This is a genomic window from Pseudomonas lalucatii, assembly GCF_018398425.1.
Taxonomy (GTDB): domain Bacteria; phylum Pseudomonadota; class Gammaproteobacteria; order Pseudomonadales; family Pseudomonadaceae; genus Aquipseudomonas; species Aquipseudomonas lalucatii.
On sequence record NZ_JADPMV010000002.1, the window covers coordinates 62,682 to 78,212 of the forward strand.

Here is a 15,531-nt window from a genome sequence, read left to right on the forward strand (position 1 = left end):
GGCTTAGCGGTCGTCGGAATGGATCGACGAGGGATGGCGGCACAGGCCGTCGATCTCGATATCCATGTAGGGAAACAGCGGCAGCTGCATCAGGGTGTCGTGCAGCGCCTCGACGCTGTCCACATCGAACAGGCTGTAGTTGGCGTAGTGCCCGGCGATGCGCCACAGGTGGCGCCACTTGCCCTCGCGCTGCAGACGCTGGGCCAGTTCCTTCTCGTCGGCCTTGAGCTGGCTGGCGCGGGCCGGGTCCATGTCCGCCGGCAGTCTTACGGTCATCTTCACGTGGAACAGCATGGGATCGATCTCCTCGTTAGGGGCGGCGGAAGAACGCCAGGCGCTCTTCGTCCAGGGTCAGGCCCAGGCCCGGGGTCGCCGGCACCTGCAGGTGGAAGTCGCGGTAGACCGGCGCCTCGCTGACGATCTCCTCGGTCAGCAGCAGCGGGCCGAACAGCTCGGTGTGCCAGGTCAGCTGGCGCAGGGTGAGGAAGGCATGGGCCGAGGCCAGGGTGCCGATCGCCCCTTCGAGCATGGTCCCGCCGTACAGGGCGATGCCGGCGCTTTCTGCGATCTGCGCGGTACGCAGCACGGCACGCGGGCCGCCGTTCTTGGCGATCTTCAGGGCGAAGATGCTCGCCGCACCGTCGGCCGCCAGGCTGAAGGCGTCCTCGACGCTCTCGATCGACTCGTCGGCCATGATCGGCGCCGGGCTGCGCTGGTTCAGGCGGATCTGCCCGCCGCGGTTGATCCGCGCGATCGGCTGCTCGATCAGGTCGATGCCGTTGTCACCGAGAATGCGGCAGGCGCGCAGGGCCACCGACTCGTCCCAGGCCTGGTTGACGTCGACCCGCACGCTGGCCGAGTCGCCCAGGGCCTGCTTGATGGCGATCACATGCTTGAGGTCACGGTTGACCTCGCCGGCGCCGATCTTCAGCTTGAAGATGCGGTGGCGGCGCGCCTCAAGCATCTGCTCGGCCTCGGCGATGTCCTTGGCGGTGTCGCCCGACGCCAGGGTCCAGGCCACTTCCAGGCTGTCGCGCACCCGGCCGCCGAGCAGCTCGCTGACCGGCAGACCGAGGCGCTTGCCCTGGGCGTCGAGCAGCGCGCTCTCCAGGCCGGACTTGGCGAAGGTGTTGCCCTTGGCCGCCTTGTCCAACCGCTGCATGGCGGCGTTGATGTTGGCCGCGTCCTGGCCGAGCAGCAGCGGGCCGAGGTGGCTGTCGATGTTCTGCTTGATGCTCTCCGGGCTCTCGTTGCCGTAGGCCAGGCCACCGATGGTGGTGGACTCGCCCAGGCCTTCGATGCCGTCGGAGCAGCGCAGGCGGATCACCACCAGGGTCTGCTGCTGCATGGTGTGCATCGCCAGCTTGTGCGGGCGGATGGTCGGCAGATCGACGATGATCGCCTCGATGCTTTCGATCAGGACTTGGCTCATTTCGGCTCAGATTCCGCAGGGTGTGATCAGGAAGCCGCCACCGCAGCACCCGGCGCGGCATTACGGCGGCGCTGGCTGCTGAGGGCGAACAGGGTCATGGCGACGGCCGCCACTGCGCCCGGCACGGCGAAGGCCATGAAGTTGAGCTGCAGCGGCAGGTTGATACCCATCAGCGCGCCGCCCAGCAGCGGCCCGACTATGGCGCCGTTGCGGCCGATGCCCGAGGCCCAGCCGAGGCCCGTGGAGCGGATCGACAGGCCGTAGAACTGCGCGGCGGCGGCGTACAGCAGGATCTGCGTGCCGATGGTGGTGGCGCCGGCGATGAAGATCAGCAGGTAGAGCAGCGCGGGCGCGCTCTTGAAGCCGAGCAGGCTGATGGAGACGGCGGCGGCGACGAAGAAGGCCACCATCACCTTGCTCAGGTTAAAGCGGTCGCCCAGCCAGCCGCCGAGGATGGCGCCGGCCATGCCGCCGAAGTTCAGCGCCAGCAGGAACGACAGGCTCGAGCCCAGGCTGTAGCCGGCGCCGGCCATCAGTTTCGGCAACCAGGAACTCAGCGCGTAGACCATCAGCAGGCAGCAGAAGAACGCCAGCCACAGGCACAGGGTGCGCAGTGCGCGGCCCTCGCGGAACAGCTCGAACACGGCCACGCCCTGGCCCTTGCCCTCGCTCATCAGCAGCTCGCCGCTGTCGGCGAGCGCCGCGTCCGGCGCGACCCGCCGCAGGATGGCGCGGGCCTGGGCGTGGCGGCCCTGGCGCACCAGGAAACCGACCGACTCGGGCAGCAGCCAGAAGATCAGCGGCAGCAGCAGCAGCGGCACCCCGGCGGCGAAGAACATCGACTCCCAGCCGAAGCGCGGCAGCATGTAGATACCGACGCCGGCGGCCAGCAGGCCGCCCAGCGAATAGCCGCTGAACATCACCGCCACCAGGGTGCTGCGCAGGCGCTTGGGCGCGTATTCGTTCATCAACGCCACGGCATTGGGCATCAGGCCGCCGCAGCCGAGGCCGGCGAGGAAGCGGCAGATGCCGAACTCGGTGGGGTTGCTGGCGAAGCCGTTGACGATGGTGGCAGTGGAGAACAGCGCGAAGCAGATGGCGATGCCCTTCTTGCGGCCGATGCGGTCGGCCAGGGTGCCGAAGGCCAGGGCGCCGAACATCATGCCGAACAGCGCATAGCTGCCCAGGGCGCCGGCCTCGAGCGGGGTCAGGCCCCACTCCTGCATGATCGCCGGCAGCACCACGCCGTAGATGAACAGGTCATAGCCGTCGAAGATCAGCAGCAGGGCGCACAGCGCCATGACCATCCAGTGGAAGCGGGTGAAGCCCGCGTTGTCGATGATGTCGTGGACGTCGATTTTGCTCATGGCTCGGGACTCTTTTGTTGTTGTAGTGCGGGTGCGTCCAGGCGGGTCTATCCCTCGGCGGTCGGCGAGCGGGCTCAGCCCAGGTCGCCGCCGCCCACCGGCAAGGTCACGCCGGTGATGTAGCTGGCTTCGTCGGAAGCGAGGAAGAGGATCGCGCCGACCTGCTCGTCGATGCTGCCGTAGCGCTTCATCAGGCTGCTCTGCACGGTCTGGTCGACGATCTGCTGGTACCAGCGCTTGTCCTGCTCGCTCTGTTCGGCATCGTTGCGCGGGATGCGCCGCGGCGGCGCCTCGGTCCCGCCCGGCGCGGTGGCGTTGACGCGAATGCCGCGCTCGGCGGTTTCGAACGCCAGGCAGGCGGTCAGCGCGTTGACGCCGCCCTTGGCCGCGCCATAGGGCACGCGGTTGACGCCGCGGGTGGCGATGGAGGAAACGTTGACGATGGCGCCGCTGCCCTGCGCGAGCATCTGCGGCAGGGCGGCGTGGCAGCACCACAGGGTGGGGAACAGCGAGCGGCGCACCTCGGCCTCGATCTCCTCGGCCCGGTAGTGCTCGAACGGCTTGGCCCAGATGGTGCCGCCGACGTTGTTGACCAGGATGTCCAGACGGCCGAAATGCTCGAGCGCCGCCGCCATCACCCGCTGGCAATCGGCGACCTGCTCGAGGTCGGCGGTCAGGCACAGCAGCGGGCCGACACCCTGCAGCTGCTGGGCCAGTTCATGCACCAGCGCGGAGCGGTCGACCAGCACCAGGCGCGCGCCCTCCTCGGCCATGCGCTCGGCCACCCGCCGACCGATGCCCTGGGCGGCGCCGGTGATCACCGCGACCTTGTCTTGGAAACGCTTGCTCATAACCGACCTCGTTCAGTGCGGGCGCCGCACGCCACCGATGCGCGGCGCGGCAGGCCTCTCGAATAAAACAGGCCCGCCTACCGGGTAGGCGGACCAAAGGAGCTCTCAGGCGCTGGCGGCGAACTTCTCGTAGTAGAAGTTCGCAGGCTGGATGCCTTGCTCGCGGATGTAGTGACTGACCGCCTCGACCATCGGTGGCGGGCCGCACAGGTACACGTCCACTTCACCGTCGTTGAGGTGCTTGGGCTCGATGTGCTGGGTGACATAGCCCTTCTGTGGGTAGCTGCTGTCCGGGTTGGCCACGCAGGCGCTGAAGCTGAAGTTGGGGATGCGCGCGGCGAAGGCCTCGAGCCTGTCCATTTCCACCAGGTCGAAGTCGTTGGTCACCCCGTAGATCAGGTGCAGCGGATGGGCGCTGCCCTGCTCGGCGATCTTCTCCAGCATCGCGGTGAAGGGCGCCAGGCCGGTGCCGCCGGCCAGCAGCAGCAGCGGGCGCTGGATCTCGCGCAGGTAGAAGCTGCCCAGGGGGCCGGCCAGGCTTATGCTGTCGCCGGCTTGCGCCAGATTGGTCAGAAAGCTGCTCATCAGCCCGCCCGGCACGTTGCGGATCAGGAAGCTGACCTCGCCATCCTTCTGCAGCGTGCTGAAGGAATAGGCACGACTCTGCTCGCTGCCCGGCACCTTGAGGTTGACGTACTGGCCCGGCAGGAAGCTCAGCTTGGCCAGCGACTCGCCCTTGATCGACAGGGCGATGGTGCTGTCGGAGAGCTGGCGCACCGCGCTGATCGCCGCCTCGAAGCTGGCCTGCTGGGTCTTGCACAGCTCGGAAGACGCCGGCACGCGGACCACGCAGTCGCTCTGGGCACGCATCTGGCAGGTCAGCACATAGCCCTGCTCGGCCTCTTCCTCGCTCAGGGCGTCCTCGACGTAGTCCTCGCCCAGCTCGTAGCGGCCGGCCTCGGCGAAGCACTTGCAGGTGCCGCAGGCGCCGTCGCGGCAGTCCAGGGGGATGTTGATGCCCTGGCGGTAGGCGGCGTCGGCGACGGTCTCGCTGGCGTCGGCATCGATGAAGCGGGTGACCCCGTCTTCGAAATTCAGTGCGATCTTGTGGCTCATGGCACACCTCGCTTGGCAGTGGTTACACGCGGTTGCGGACTTTCTTGGCACGGGCTCGCCCAACGGGAAGCCGAGTGGCTCCCCTGCCCTGGATGCGAGCCCGCACCGGCTCCGAACGGGTAATCAGATGTGGTAGACGTCGATGACCTGACGCACGTAGTCGTTCTTCAGCACCACCTTCTTGGCCTTGATCAGCGGGCTGTCGCCACGCACGTCGAGGGTGTAGAAGCTGGTGCCGAAGTAGCTGTCCACCGTCTTGTAGCGGAAGCTCAGGGTGTGCCAGTTGAAGCGCAGCTTGCACAGCCCGTCGGCCTGCTCGAGGATCTCGATGTTGCTGATGTTGTGCGAGGTGCGGGTGTCCGGGATCGTGGCGCTGGAACGCTCGGTCTTGATGCGGAAGACCCGGTCCTCCAGGCCGCCACGGTTGCCGTACCAGATCAGCGAGATTTCGCTCTGCGGGTCCTCGGTCAGCTCGTCGTTGTCGTCCCAGGACGGCATCCAGAAGCTGGCGTCGACGGCGTACAGCTCCAGCCAGCTGTCCCACTCCTTGTCGTCCAGGTAGCGCGCCTCGCGGTAGAGGAAGTCACGCACGGCGTCATAGGAAATGCTCATCACGCACCCTCCACGTGAATCAGTTGCTCTTGTTCCTTGCGCAGCGCCGCGATCATGGTGCGCTGCCAGTACTGATGCTGCAGCACGAACAGGCCTTCATCCTCGGTGCGCACGCCGCTCAGCAGGGGCTTGAGTTCGATCTCCTCGGCGGCCTGGTCGGCGCCCTCGATCCAGTGCTCGGCGCCGCGCGACATGTCGTTCCAGCCGCGGCTGCCCTGGTAGCCCAGCTGGCAGGAGCGGAACTCTTCCAGGTCGTCCGGGGTGGCCATGCCGCTGACGTTGAAGAAGTCCTCGTACTGGCGGATGCGCTTGGCCCGGGCATCGCTGCTCTCGCCCTTGGGGGCGATGCAGTAGATGGTGATCTCGGTCTTGTCCACGGAGATCGGCCGGGCGATGCGGATCTGCGAGCTGAACTGGTCCATCAGGTAGACGTTGGGGTACAGGCACAGGTTGCGCGAGTTCTCGATCATCCAGTTGGCCCGGGCCTGGCCGAACTCGCCGGCCAGCTGGTCACGGCGCTCGTACAGCGGACGATCCTCGGGGTTGGCCCAGCGGGTCCAGAGCAGCAGGTGGCCCTTGTCGAAGGAGTAGAAGCCGCCGCCGTTCTTGGCCCAGCTGCCGGCGCTCATGGTCTTGATCTCTTCACCGGACTCGCGCTGCTTGCGCTGCTGCTGGGTGGCGGCGTAGTTCCAGTGCACGGAGCTGACGTGGTAGCCGTCGGCGCCGTTCTCGGCGGTCAGCTTCCAGTTGCCCTCGTAGATGTAGCTGCTCGAGCCGCGCAGCACTTCCAGGCCGTCCGGCGACTGGTCGACGATCATGTCGATGATCTTCGCCGACTCGCCGAGATGCTCGACCAGTGGCGGCACGTCCGGGTTGAGGCTGCCGAACAGGAAGCCGCGATAGGACTCGAAGCGCGCGACCTTGGTCAGGTCGTGGGAGCCGTCGCAGTTGAAGCTCGCCGGGTAGCCGGCCTCCTTGGGGTCCTTGACCTTGAGCAGCTTGCCGGAGTTGTTGAAGGTCCAGCCGTGGAACGGGCAGGTATAGGAGCTCTTGTTGCCGGTCTTGTGCCGGCACAGCATGGCGCCGCGGTGGCTGCAGGCGTTGAGGAAGGCGTTCAGCTCACCGTCCTTGTTGCGCGCGATGAAGATCGGCTGGCGCCCCATGGTGGTGGTGAGGTAGTCGTTCTTCTCGGGGATCTGGCTCTCGTGAGCGAGGTACAGCCAGTTGCCCTCGAAGATGTGCTTCATCTCCAGGTCGAACAACCGCGGATCGGTGAACATCTCCCGCTTGCAGCGGTAGAGGCCCTTGTCCTTGTCTTCTTCAAGCAGGCTATTGAGGTATTCGAATCCCAGGGTCATGGCCGTGGCTCCGTTGTTATTGTTTCAACGTGGTTAAGGCTACGAGCCCGGCTTGTCGGACAATATCCGCTTTGTGCACGACCGCTATCCGTTTTCTGCAGGCCGCAGAAAACGGCTATCCCGGCAGGCGAACGGTCACGCGAAAGCCGCCAGGGCGCGCGCGGCAGAACACAGGGGGAGGACTCAGGAGGTCAGGGAGGAAGATCGAGGCGTGGCGCAAGAACGCGCCGCGCCGGCCATCAGCCGCGGCGGCGCAGGGTGTCCGACGGCAGCTCGCCGAAGCTGTTCTTGTAGCTCTCGGAGAAACGGCCGAGATGAGTGAAACCGTAGTCCAGGGCGATCTCGGTGACGCTGCGCACGTGGCAGCTCGGGTCGCTCAGGCAGCTGTGGATGCGCGCCAGCTTGCGCTCGCGCACGTACTGCTTGGGCGTGCTGCCGGAGTGGCGCTCGAACAGCGCGTAGAGCGAACGCAGGCTGATCTGCGCGCAGGCGGCCAGGTGCTCGGCGCTGATGTCCTGCTTGAGGTTGGCCTCGATGTATTCGATCAGGTGCTCGAAGGGCGCCGCCTGGGGCAGCGGCTGTTCGCGACAGAGGTTGCTGCCGAGCTGGGTCAGCAGCTTGCTGGCGATGATGCGGCTGTAGTGCTCCTGGGTCTGCAGGGCGTTGTCGTCCGCCTCGGCCTCCAGGCACACCAGGCCGAGCAGGCGCGTCAGGCTCTCCAGCTCCCGCAGGCTGTAGAGGTTGCGGGTGAAGTGGATGCCCTGCTGCGGCAGCTTCCAGCGCTGCTCCTCGCAGGCGGCCTGCAACAGGCTGACCGGCAGCTTGACGATGAACTTCTCGCAGTCCTCGGAATAGGTCAGGTCGACCGGATCGTCCGGGTTGATCAGCAGCAACTCGCCGGGGGCGAGGAAGTGCTCATCGTGATGCTGACGCCACAGGCAGTGGCCCTTGAGCAGGATCTGCAGGTGGTAGATAGTCTCCAGGGCGTCCGAGGTGACCCGCACGCTGCCGCCGTAGCTGATCCGGCACAGGTCCAGGTTGGCGAACTTGCGGTGACTGAGGCTGGCGGACAAGCCGCCCTTGGCCGGCAGCTTGATGCAGTGATGCCCCACGTGCTGGTTGACGTAACCCGACACGGCATAGGGGTCGGCATGGTCGAACACCATGCTTTTATCACTCAGAAGCAGCATCCACGCAGTACCATTTTGTTTTTTATTGGCGCCCGGCAGTCCGGACATTGCAGCGACTCATCTCATTCCGAGTCTACCCGGCAGCCTGGCGGCCACTCGGCTAACGGACGAACGGCTCGCCCATGCCTTTGGCAGACCGCCACCATAAGAAGCGGCGCGAAGTCCCGTCAATCGAGTGCCGCAAAAACCGTGCGATTAACGCCTGCCCCATGGCCCGCTCAGCGCGACGGAAACAACTGACCACTCAGCTCGCGACTGGCGCTCTGCATGATCGGCAGGTAGCGTTTCTCCAGCTCGCTCACCGACACCCGCCCGGCATGGGCACTGACGTTCATCGCTGCCAGCACGTGGCCGGCCGCGTCGTATACCGGCACCGCCAGGGAACGCAGGCCCTGCTCCAGTTCCTGGTCGACGATGCACCAGCCCTGCTGGCGCACCTGTTGCAGGCAGGCCCAGAGGTCCTCCGGGGTGTGCAGGGTACGGCTGGTCTTGGGCTGCAGCTCGGCATGATTGAGGTAGTCGTGCAGGCTGTCGTCGTCCAGGGCGGCCAGCAGGATCCGGCCCATGGAGGTGCAGTAGGCCGGCAGGCGGCTGCCGACGCTCAGGTCCACCGAGATCAGGCGCTGTGGAATCGCCGAGCGCGCGATATAGAGCACCTGCTCGCCCTCCAGGGTGGCCAGGTTGCAGGCCTCGTGCAGCTGCTCGCTGAGGCGGTCCAGGTAGGGCTGCGCCGAGACCGCCAGGGGCGTGGAGGACAGGTAGGCGTGGCCCAGGGTCAGCACCTTGGGCAGCAGCGAATAGGTGCGCCCGTCGCTGGTGGCGTAACCCAGCTGCATCAGGGTGTACAGGCAGCGACGCACGGCGGCGCGGGGAATGTCCGTGCGATGGCTGATCTGCGCGATGGTCAGGTGGCGCTTGCGCTCCTGGAAGGCGTTGATCACCGCCAGGCCGCGGGCCAGGGAGGCCATGAAGTTGGGATCGCCGGCGAATTCGGCGATCCGCTGGGCCGGCGACACATAGGGCGGCGGCGCCAGGGGCGACTGGGGCGGTCGTGATTCACTCATACGGACTCCGGGGCGGGGCATAATCAGACATCGAGCGATTATCGAACCAAAGTTCGATAATCGCAATTCACTCCCTCTCCCCAGCTGTTAACATTCGCCCCGCCCAATCCTGCGATTGCTCCGCTCAGGAGCCCATCGCGGAGTGGGCAGGGTTCTGCCCACGAAGCGGAACTCCCTCCTCGAGCCGGTCCACGCCCCGGCTGAGGTAGGCGTGCGCCCTGCCCTGGACGAATGTCGCTCAGGCGCGGGGGGCGCGGCTATTTCCCACCTGGTCCGGAACAGCCTGACGCCTTGCTCAGCCACGCTCATCGGCCGGTCGGCGCCGAGACTGGCATCGGCGGCCTTGGCCAGTCCTGCAGCCCTCCGCACGCACTGCGGCCAGCATGGCTGGAACAGCCGCAAAGGTTTCAGGGCAGCGCCCGCAGCCCAGGCATCTGCGCTCCCGGCAGCCACTTGTGGTGGATCGCCGCGAAACTGCCGTCGCGCTTCATGCCGTCCAGCTCCTCCTGCCAGCGGGCCACCAGCGCGGGGTCGGTCTCTGGCGAAAAAGCGATGTAGCTATAGCTGCGCAGGAAGCTGAACAGCAGCTTGACCTCATCGTCGCGCAGCCCGCCACGGGCCAGATACGCCGACAGTCCGAGGTTGTCCATCACCATCAGCTTCACCCGCCGGTGCTTGAGCATCTGCACCACCATGTCCGGCCCGGGGACCGGGTGCAGGTTGCCGAACCCTGCGGCGCGCAGCAGCTGGTGGCTGTACCAGTCGCGCGGGATGGCTATTTCGCCGTGATGGCGGGCGTCGTCCAGGCTGTCGATGCGCGGTGCGGCATCGGTGAGCGCGTAGAAGCCGGTAGTGTTCACGGTGATCGGCCCCACCCACTGGAACAGCGACTCGCGCTCCGCGGTGCGCATGGCGACGAAGACCCCGCTATTGGGCCGTGTCTGCGCCTCCCGGTAGGCGCGCGCCCAGGGCACCACCTCCAGGTGGATCGGCTGGGCGCTGCGCCGCGCCAGCTCCCGCACCACCTCCACGGCCATGCCGGCGGGCTCTCCGGCGACACTGAAGTTCACCGGCGGATACTCCTGGGAATACAGCCGCAGCGGTTCGGCGGAAAGCGACAAGGGCAGCGACAACCCCAGCAGCAGTGCCGACAACCAGTAGTGAAGTAACGAGCGCAAGCCTATGCCCTCGGCAGATGGCATAGGCTGTAGCTTAGCTGCGACGGGAAGCTCCAGCGCCCAGCCTGACGCTGCCAGGCGCTTTTGCGCCAAGGGTGACTGGCCGGGGCCTGTCGATCGCCCCGCTCTCGCGCAGGCGAATGGCGAGCCTTACCAGAGCGCCAGGGTGTAGCCCAGGATCAGCCGGTTCTCGTCGATATCCGTCGCAAGGCCACTGCCGGACCTGAAGCTCAGGTTGCGCCAGCGCAGGCTCACGCCCTTCAGGCTACCACTCTGCACGACGTAGGCCAGGTCGGTGTCGCGCTCCCACTCCTCGCCGCTGCGAGTTGTCGCGCTCCTGGCATTGCGGCCGTCGACGTAGCGGGTCATGAAGGTCAGTCCGGGAATGCCCTGGGCGGCGAAGTCGTAGTCATAACGGAGCTGCCAGGAGTCCTCCTCGGCGCGGGTGAAGTCGTTCAGGGTCACCAGGTTGACGACGTAGGCCGCGCCGCCGTTGAGGTAGGGAAAGGCACTGTTGCCGGACAAGGATTGCCAGGCCGCGCTGACCCTGTGGGCGCCATGGCTGAGGCTGAACATGCCGTTGAGGTTGCGGTTGTCGATCTCCCCCGCGCGCTGCCGGCCATCGCCGCGGCTGTCGAAGTAGCGGATATCGCTGCGCAGGCTGAAGCCGCCGGGCAGCGGCTGGTTATGCACCAGCCCGAGGTACTGCTGGCGGTAGATCTCGTCGAGCCGACCATAGTAGTAGCTGACGGCGAGCTGGGGACTGATCGCGTAGCTGCCCCCGGCAAAGTCGAATGCGTCGCTGGTGGCGTTGCCGTAGCCGATCTCGTCGCGTCCGGAGGAGTCGCGCAGATTACCGCGGGTCAGCCGGCCACCGTCGAGCGTCAGGCCCTCGATGTCCTGGGACGTGAGCATGCCGCCCTGGAAAGTCGAAGGGAGCAAACGGGTATCGTTGTAGAGGGCGATCGGCAGCCAGGGTTGCAGGGTGCCCAGACGCAATACGCTCTTCGAGACACGCAGCTTTCCGGTCAAACCCAGCTCGCTGTAGTCGTCCACCGGCTCCTGGCTGGTGGGGCCGAAGGGCAACAGCCCCGTGCCACGGCGATCGCGACTCGAGTCCAGCTTGATCCCCAGCTCGCCGATGGCGTCGAGGCCGACGCCTAGCGGGCCGTCGCTGAAGCCCGACTCGAAGCGGGCGATGAAACCCTGGCCCCATTCTTCGGCTTTGGCCTGGCGCGCCGACTCCTGGCGGAAATCACGATTCAGGTAGAAATTTCTGAGCTCCAGGCTGGCCTTGCTCTCGTCGATGACGCCTGCCATGGCCAACGATGCGGATAGCAGGCACGGCAGGGCAAACAGGCGCGCGAGTTGGCGCGAGCCACGCAATTGGATGTGGTTCATTGTTGTTATTCCGACAGGTGATTTTGGATAGAGCGTCGCCTGGGCGGGCGCCGCCCCCCTGCCCCTCCTCCAGCGGACGGGAGACAGGAGCTCGCGGCGCCCCCGCGGTTCGGCAGAGGCGGGCTCTCAGGATCGCGACGGCCTGGCCCTACAGGCCTTGAGCACTGGCCCGTTGGGAGGGCACCCCGGCACTGGCCGGTTGCGTTTGCGCGTTCACCGGGCCGCCATCATCGACGACCGCGAGGTTAGCCTCATGGGTGCGGTCGATCAGGAAGAAGGCGGCCACCAGGCCGAGGGCCGCGGCAAAGATCACGTAGAACACCGGCGCGATGGCCATGCCGGTGGTATGGATCAGCCAGGTCACGATGAACTGGGCAAAACCGCCGAAGATCATCACCGCCAGGTTGTAGGCGAGCGCCAGTCCCGTGGAACGCACGCCGGCGGGAAACTGCTCGGCCATCGCCGCGGATATTGGCCCGAAGTACGCGGCCAGCAGCGTGCACAGTACGACCTGCATGGTCATCAGGCGAGCGAAGGACGGCGCCGCGTGGACCCAGCTGAACAACGGATACAAGGCGACGAGCAGACCGGCGGTCGCGGCGATGATCAGGGCCTTGCGGCCAAGCCGGTCGGACAGCGCGCCGAATACCGGCATCAGCAGCGTCATCAGGGCGACGGCAATGACCTGGGCGGTAAAGGCGTCGGTCAGCGGCAAGTTCAATTGCCGATTGGCGAAGGTCGGCATGTAGACCAGGATCACGTAGAAGCCGACGGTGCCACACACGGTGAGGCCCATGACGGTAATCACCTCGCGCAGATGATTACGCAGCATGCGGGCGAGCGACTGCTTCTCCTTGGGTGCCTGCCGAGCCTCGAGGAAGGCACTGGTTTCCGACAGGTGGCGGCGCATCCACAGACCGACCGGGCCGATGATCAGGCCGATGATGAAGGGGATGCGCCAGCCCCAGGCGTCCAGCGCCTCCGGCGTTAGCCCGTTGGTAACCAGTGCGGTGATCGCCGCGCCACAGAACACCGCCAGGCCCTGGCCGAACATCTGCCAGGAGCCATAGAGTCCGCGGCGGTTGGCCGGAGCGCTCTCGATCAGGAAGGAGGTGGCGCTGGCGAACTCACCGCCGGTAGCGAAGCCTTGCAGCAGGCGCGCGAGCACGATGAGCAGGGGCGCGGCGACACCGATCGCGGCATAAGGCGGGGCGAAGGCGATCATCGCGATGGACACCGTCATCATGCCGATGATCAGCTGCAGCGCGGCCTTGCGCCCCCTGCGGTCGGCGTAGATTCCCAGCAGAATGCCGCCGACCGGGCGCATGAAGAAGCCCACGCCGAATGTCGCCGTGGCCATGAGCAGCGAGCTGTATTCACTTTCGCTGGGAAAGAACAGGCGCGAAATCACCACGGCGAGGAAACCGAAGACGATGAAGTCGTACCATTCCAGCGCGTTGCCGATCACGGCCGCGAGTACCTGGTGCTTGGGGGGAGCCGCTTTTTGCCTACTCATGTTGTCATCTCCACGATAGAGCTTACTTGTTGTTATAAAAGCGAGTGATGAAAGCCATTCACTCGCCGAAGAACCGCTCTCCTAGCGCCACCCAGAAGGCCGCGCCGGGTACCAGACAGTCGTCGTTGAAGTCGTAATGAGGGTTGTGCACGCTGCAGGGGCCGAGGTGCTCGCCCGCGCCGAAACCGTTGTCGCCGTTGCCGATGAGCAGGTAGCAACCCGGCACCCGCTGCAGGATGAAGGCGAAGTCTTCGCTGCCGCTCAACGGTGGGGCGTCCTCCACTACCCGGGCAGCGCCCACCAGTTCGCGCGCCACTTCGGCGGCAAGCTGCGTTTCCCGTACGCTATTGACCAGGACCGGATAGCCGCGCTCGTACTGCACTTCGCTGCTGACGCCAAACGCGGCTGCCTGGCCTTCGACCAGGGTGCGAATACGCGCCTCGAGCAGATCGCGCACCTCCGGCCGCAGGGCCCGTACGCTCAGTTCCATCTCGGCCGTTTCGGGGATCACGTTGTAGGTGTTGCCCGCCTCGATGCGGCCCACGCTGATGACCGCGGCGTCGTTCGGGTCGATGTTGCGCCCGACGATGGCCTGCAGGGCGAGCACGGTCGCAGCGGCCGGCAACATCGGGTCCACGGCAAGGTGCGGCAAGGCCCCATGCCCGCCCTTGCCGCTGAAGCGGATCATCACCCGGTCTGACGAGGCCATGAAGGGCCCCGCCCGAAAGCGGAAGTGGCCAGTCGGGACACCCGGGTAGTTGTGCATCGCGAACACCGCGTCGCAGGGGAAGCGCTCGAGCAGCCCCTCGTCGAGCATGCGCCGTGCCCCGCCGCCGCCGCCCAGTTCTTCGGCCGGCTGAAAGATCAGGTGCAACGTACCGCTGCCCGGCAGCCGTCCCTCCCGGTGCATGCGCGCGAAGACTTGCGCCGCGCCCAGGAGCATCGTGGTGTGGCCATCATGGCCGCAGGCATGCATCTGCCCCGGCGTCCGGCTCGCCCATGGCAGGCCGGTCAGCTCCTGGATCGGCAGCGCGTCCATGTCGGCCCGCAGGCCGAGCCGCGGCCCGCCCGCGCCCCAGCGCAGGGTCCCGACCACGCCGGTCACCGCGATGCCGCGATGCACCTCGTAGCCCCACTGCTCCAGGCACTCGGCCACCAGCCGGCTGGTGGCAAACTCGCCGAAGCCGAGCTCGGGGTGCTGATGAATGGTGCGCCGCCAGGACTTCATCGCGGCTTCATTGGGTAGTTCGAGATCGAATGTATTCATGAGCCGATAATAGAATTTGCAGTGATCTACGTAAGGCAGTACTTTTTCCGAGGTGACAACTACAAGGAATCATCTGCATCATGAAGGACCATCAGCTCAAAGCCCTTATCCAGGTCGCCGAGTCCGGCTCCATCCGCGCGGCGGCGCGGGCGATGAACCTGAGCCAGAGTGCGCTGACCAAGGCCTTGCGTGAGCTCGAGGAGGACGTCGGCGCGGAGTTGCTCACGCGCAGCTACAAGGGCATCGATTTCACGCCCGCGGGACAGGCGCTGCTGGTTCGCGCGCGCCTGGCGCACGCCACACTCGACAAGGCGCGAGAGGAGATTCGCGCCTTGCGCGGTGGCGCCGGGGCACGCATAGCCGTGGCCCTGACACCGCTGGTGGCCGCGACCGTCCTGCCCCCGATCCTGGCCGAGTTCCGCCGCACGCAGCCCGATGCCACCCTGAGCCTCGAGGAGGGGCTGCTGACACAGGCCCTGCCGGGGCTCCTGGAAGGCCGGCTCGACTTCGCCGTCGCCCTGGCCAACCCGCGAGACCTGCCCTACGAGGTGATTTTCGAAGCCCTGGCCGATGTCCATGCCGCCCCGACCGGCCGCCTCGGTCATCCGCTGGCGGGCGCTCAGACCTGGGCCGAGCTCAGGGACGCAAGCTGGGTCCTGAACCTCAGCGACGGGAGCATGGGCAAGCACTTCGTGCGCTGGCTGGAAGCCAACGGCATCGACGCACCGAAACACATCATGTCCTGTGCCTCGCTGACACTCATGCTTGAGCTGATGCGCCGTACCGACTACATAGGCTTCGGACCGACAACCCTGCTCAGCGACCCCTTGTTCGGGGCCGGACTGCAGCAGTTCGCCGTCGCGCCGCTGCCCCCACCCATGTCACTTGGCATCCTGAGCCTGCGCGGCGTTCCCTTGGCGACGTCGGCAAGAGTGCTGGCGGGCCTGTTCGCCCGCCGTCTTAGGTGATATTCCACGCTGTCCCCGGCTGAACCGCCTCGGCCTCGACGGCACGCTTTCAACCTTCGCGTGGAGCGATAAGCGGGCCGGGTAGGAATCCTTTGCCAGCTCGCCTGGACTCCTGTCTTTCGGCCGTCCTAATACGGGCAATTGCAGCAATCCGGCGCTGCCCCCCCTTCGCCCGGAGTCCAGGCTGCAAGGCCTCTACTGATCAGCGAGC

The 15,531-nt window shown here is 66.4% G+C and carries 14 protein-coding genes; 1 reads left to right on the top strand and 13 read right to left on the bottom strand.

Annotated features, from left to right (window positions below; translation table 11 throughout):
• Positions 1-3: 3 nt before the first annotated feature.
• The 13 genes from catC to I0D00_RS13575 form a co-directional block, all read right to left on the bottom strand.
• Positions 4-294 carry a muconolactone Delta-isomerase gene (gene catC / locus I0D00_RS13515; protein ID WP_213640358.1) on the bottom strand — a complete coding sequence of 97 codons (291 nt, stop codon included), beginning with the start codon at positions 292-294 and terminating at the stop codon, positions 4-6.
• 16 nt (positions 295-310) lie between these two features.
• A complete protein-coding gene (locus tag I0D00_RS13520; protein WP_213640359.1) occupies positions 311-1,432 on the bottom strand; it encodes a muconate cycloisomerase family protein in 1,122 nt (373 codons plus the stop codon).
• 26 nt (positions 1,433-1,458) lie between these two features.
• Positions 1,459-2,799 carry an MFS transporter gene (locus tag I0D00_RS13525; RefSeq protein WP_213640360.1) on the bottom strand — a complete coding sequence of 447 codons (1,341 nt, stop codon included), beginning with the start codon at positions 2,797-2,799 and terminating at the stop codon, positions 1,459-1,461.
• A gap of 74 nt (positions 2,800-2,873) precedes the next feature.
• Entirely contained in the window at positions 2,874-3,650 is a 777-nt protein-coding gene (locus I0D00_RS13530; RefSeq protein ID WP_213640361.1) for a 1,6-dihydroxycyclohexa-2,4-diene-1-carboxylate dehydrogenase, read from the bottom strand.
• Between the two features lie 105 nt (positions 3,651-3,755).
• Positions 3,756-4,766 (bottom strand): benzoate 1,2-dioxygenase electron transfer component BenC, encoded by a 1,011-nt coding sequence (gene benC / locus I0D00_RS13535; RefSeq protein ID WP_213640373.1) that lies wholly within the window; start codon positions 4,764-4,766, stop codon positions 3,756-3,758.
• A gap of 123 nt (positions 4,767-4,889) precedes the next feature.
• On the bottom strand, positions 4,890-5,378 hold the full coding sequence (gene benB / locus I0D00_RS13540) for a benzoate 1,2-dioxygenase small subunit (RefSeq protein ID WP_213640374.1): 489 nt from the start codon (positions 5,376-5,378) through the stop codon (positions 4,890-4,892).
• Positions 5,378-6,736, bottom strand: coding sequence for a benzoate 1,2-dioxygenase large subunit (gene benA, locus I0D00_RS13545; protein ID WP_213640375.1), 1,359 nt, complete (start codon positions 6,734-6,736; stop codon positions 5,378-5,380). Before benA ends, benB begins: the two co-directional genes overlap by 1 nt.
• 239 nt (positions 6,737-6,975) lie before the next feature.
• On the bottom strand, positions 6,976-7,926 hold the full coding sequence (locus I0D00_RS13550) for an AraC family transcriptional regulator (protein WP_213640376.1): 951 nt from the start codon (positions 7,924-7,926) through the stop codon (positions 6,976-6,978).
• Between the two features lie 218 nt (positions 7,927-8,144).
• On the bottom strand, positions 8,145-8,990 hold the full coding sequence (locus I0D00_RS13555; protein ID WP_213640377.1) for an IclR family transcriptional regulator: 846 nt from the start codon (positions 8,988-8,990) through the stop codon (positions 8,145-8,147).
• A gap of 407 nt (positions 8,991-9,397) precedes the next feature.
• Positions 9,398-10,192: a substrate-binding periplasmic protein gene (locus tag I0D00_RS13560; protein ID WP_213640378.1), complete on the bottom strand. Its 795-nt coding sequence runs from the start codon at positions 10,190-10,192 to the stop codon at positions 9,398-9,400.
• Positions 10,193-10,318: 126 nt separating this feature from the next.
• Positions 10,319-11,569: an OprD family porin gene (locus tag I0D00_RS13565; protein ID WP_213640379.1), complete on the bottom strand. Its 1,251-nt coding sequence runs from the start codon at positions 11,567-11,569 to the stop codon at positions 10,319-10,321.
• 148 nt (positions 11,570-11,717) lie between these two features.
• Positions 11,718-13,085, bottom strand: a complete 1,368-nt coding sequence (locus I0D00_RS13570; protein ID WP_213640380.1) for an MFS transporter — start codon at positions 13,083-13,085, stop codon at positions 11,718-11,720.
• 58 nt (positions 13,086-13,143) lie between these two features.
• Positions 13,144-14,352: a M20 aminoacylase family protein gene (locus tag I0D00_RS13575; RefSeq protein ID WP_213640381.1), complete on the bottom strand. Its 1,209-nt coding sequence runs from the start codon at positions 14,350-14,352 to the stop codon at positions 13,144-13,146.
• Between the two features lie 80 nt (positions 14,353-14,432).
• Here I0D00_RS13575 and I0D00_RS13580 point away from each other — a divergent pair, with 80 nt between their 5' ends.
• Positions 14,433-15,320, top strand: a complete 888-nt coding sequence (locus tag I0D00_RS13580; protein WP_213640382.1) for a LysR substrate-binding domain-containing protein — start codon at positions 14,433-14,435, stop codon at positions 15,318-15,320.
• Positions 15,321-15,531: the final 211 nt, after the last annotated feature.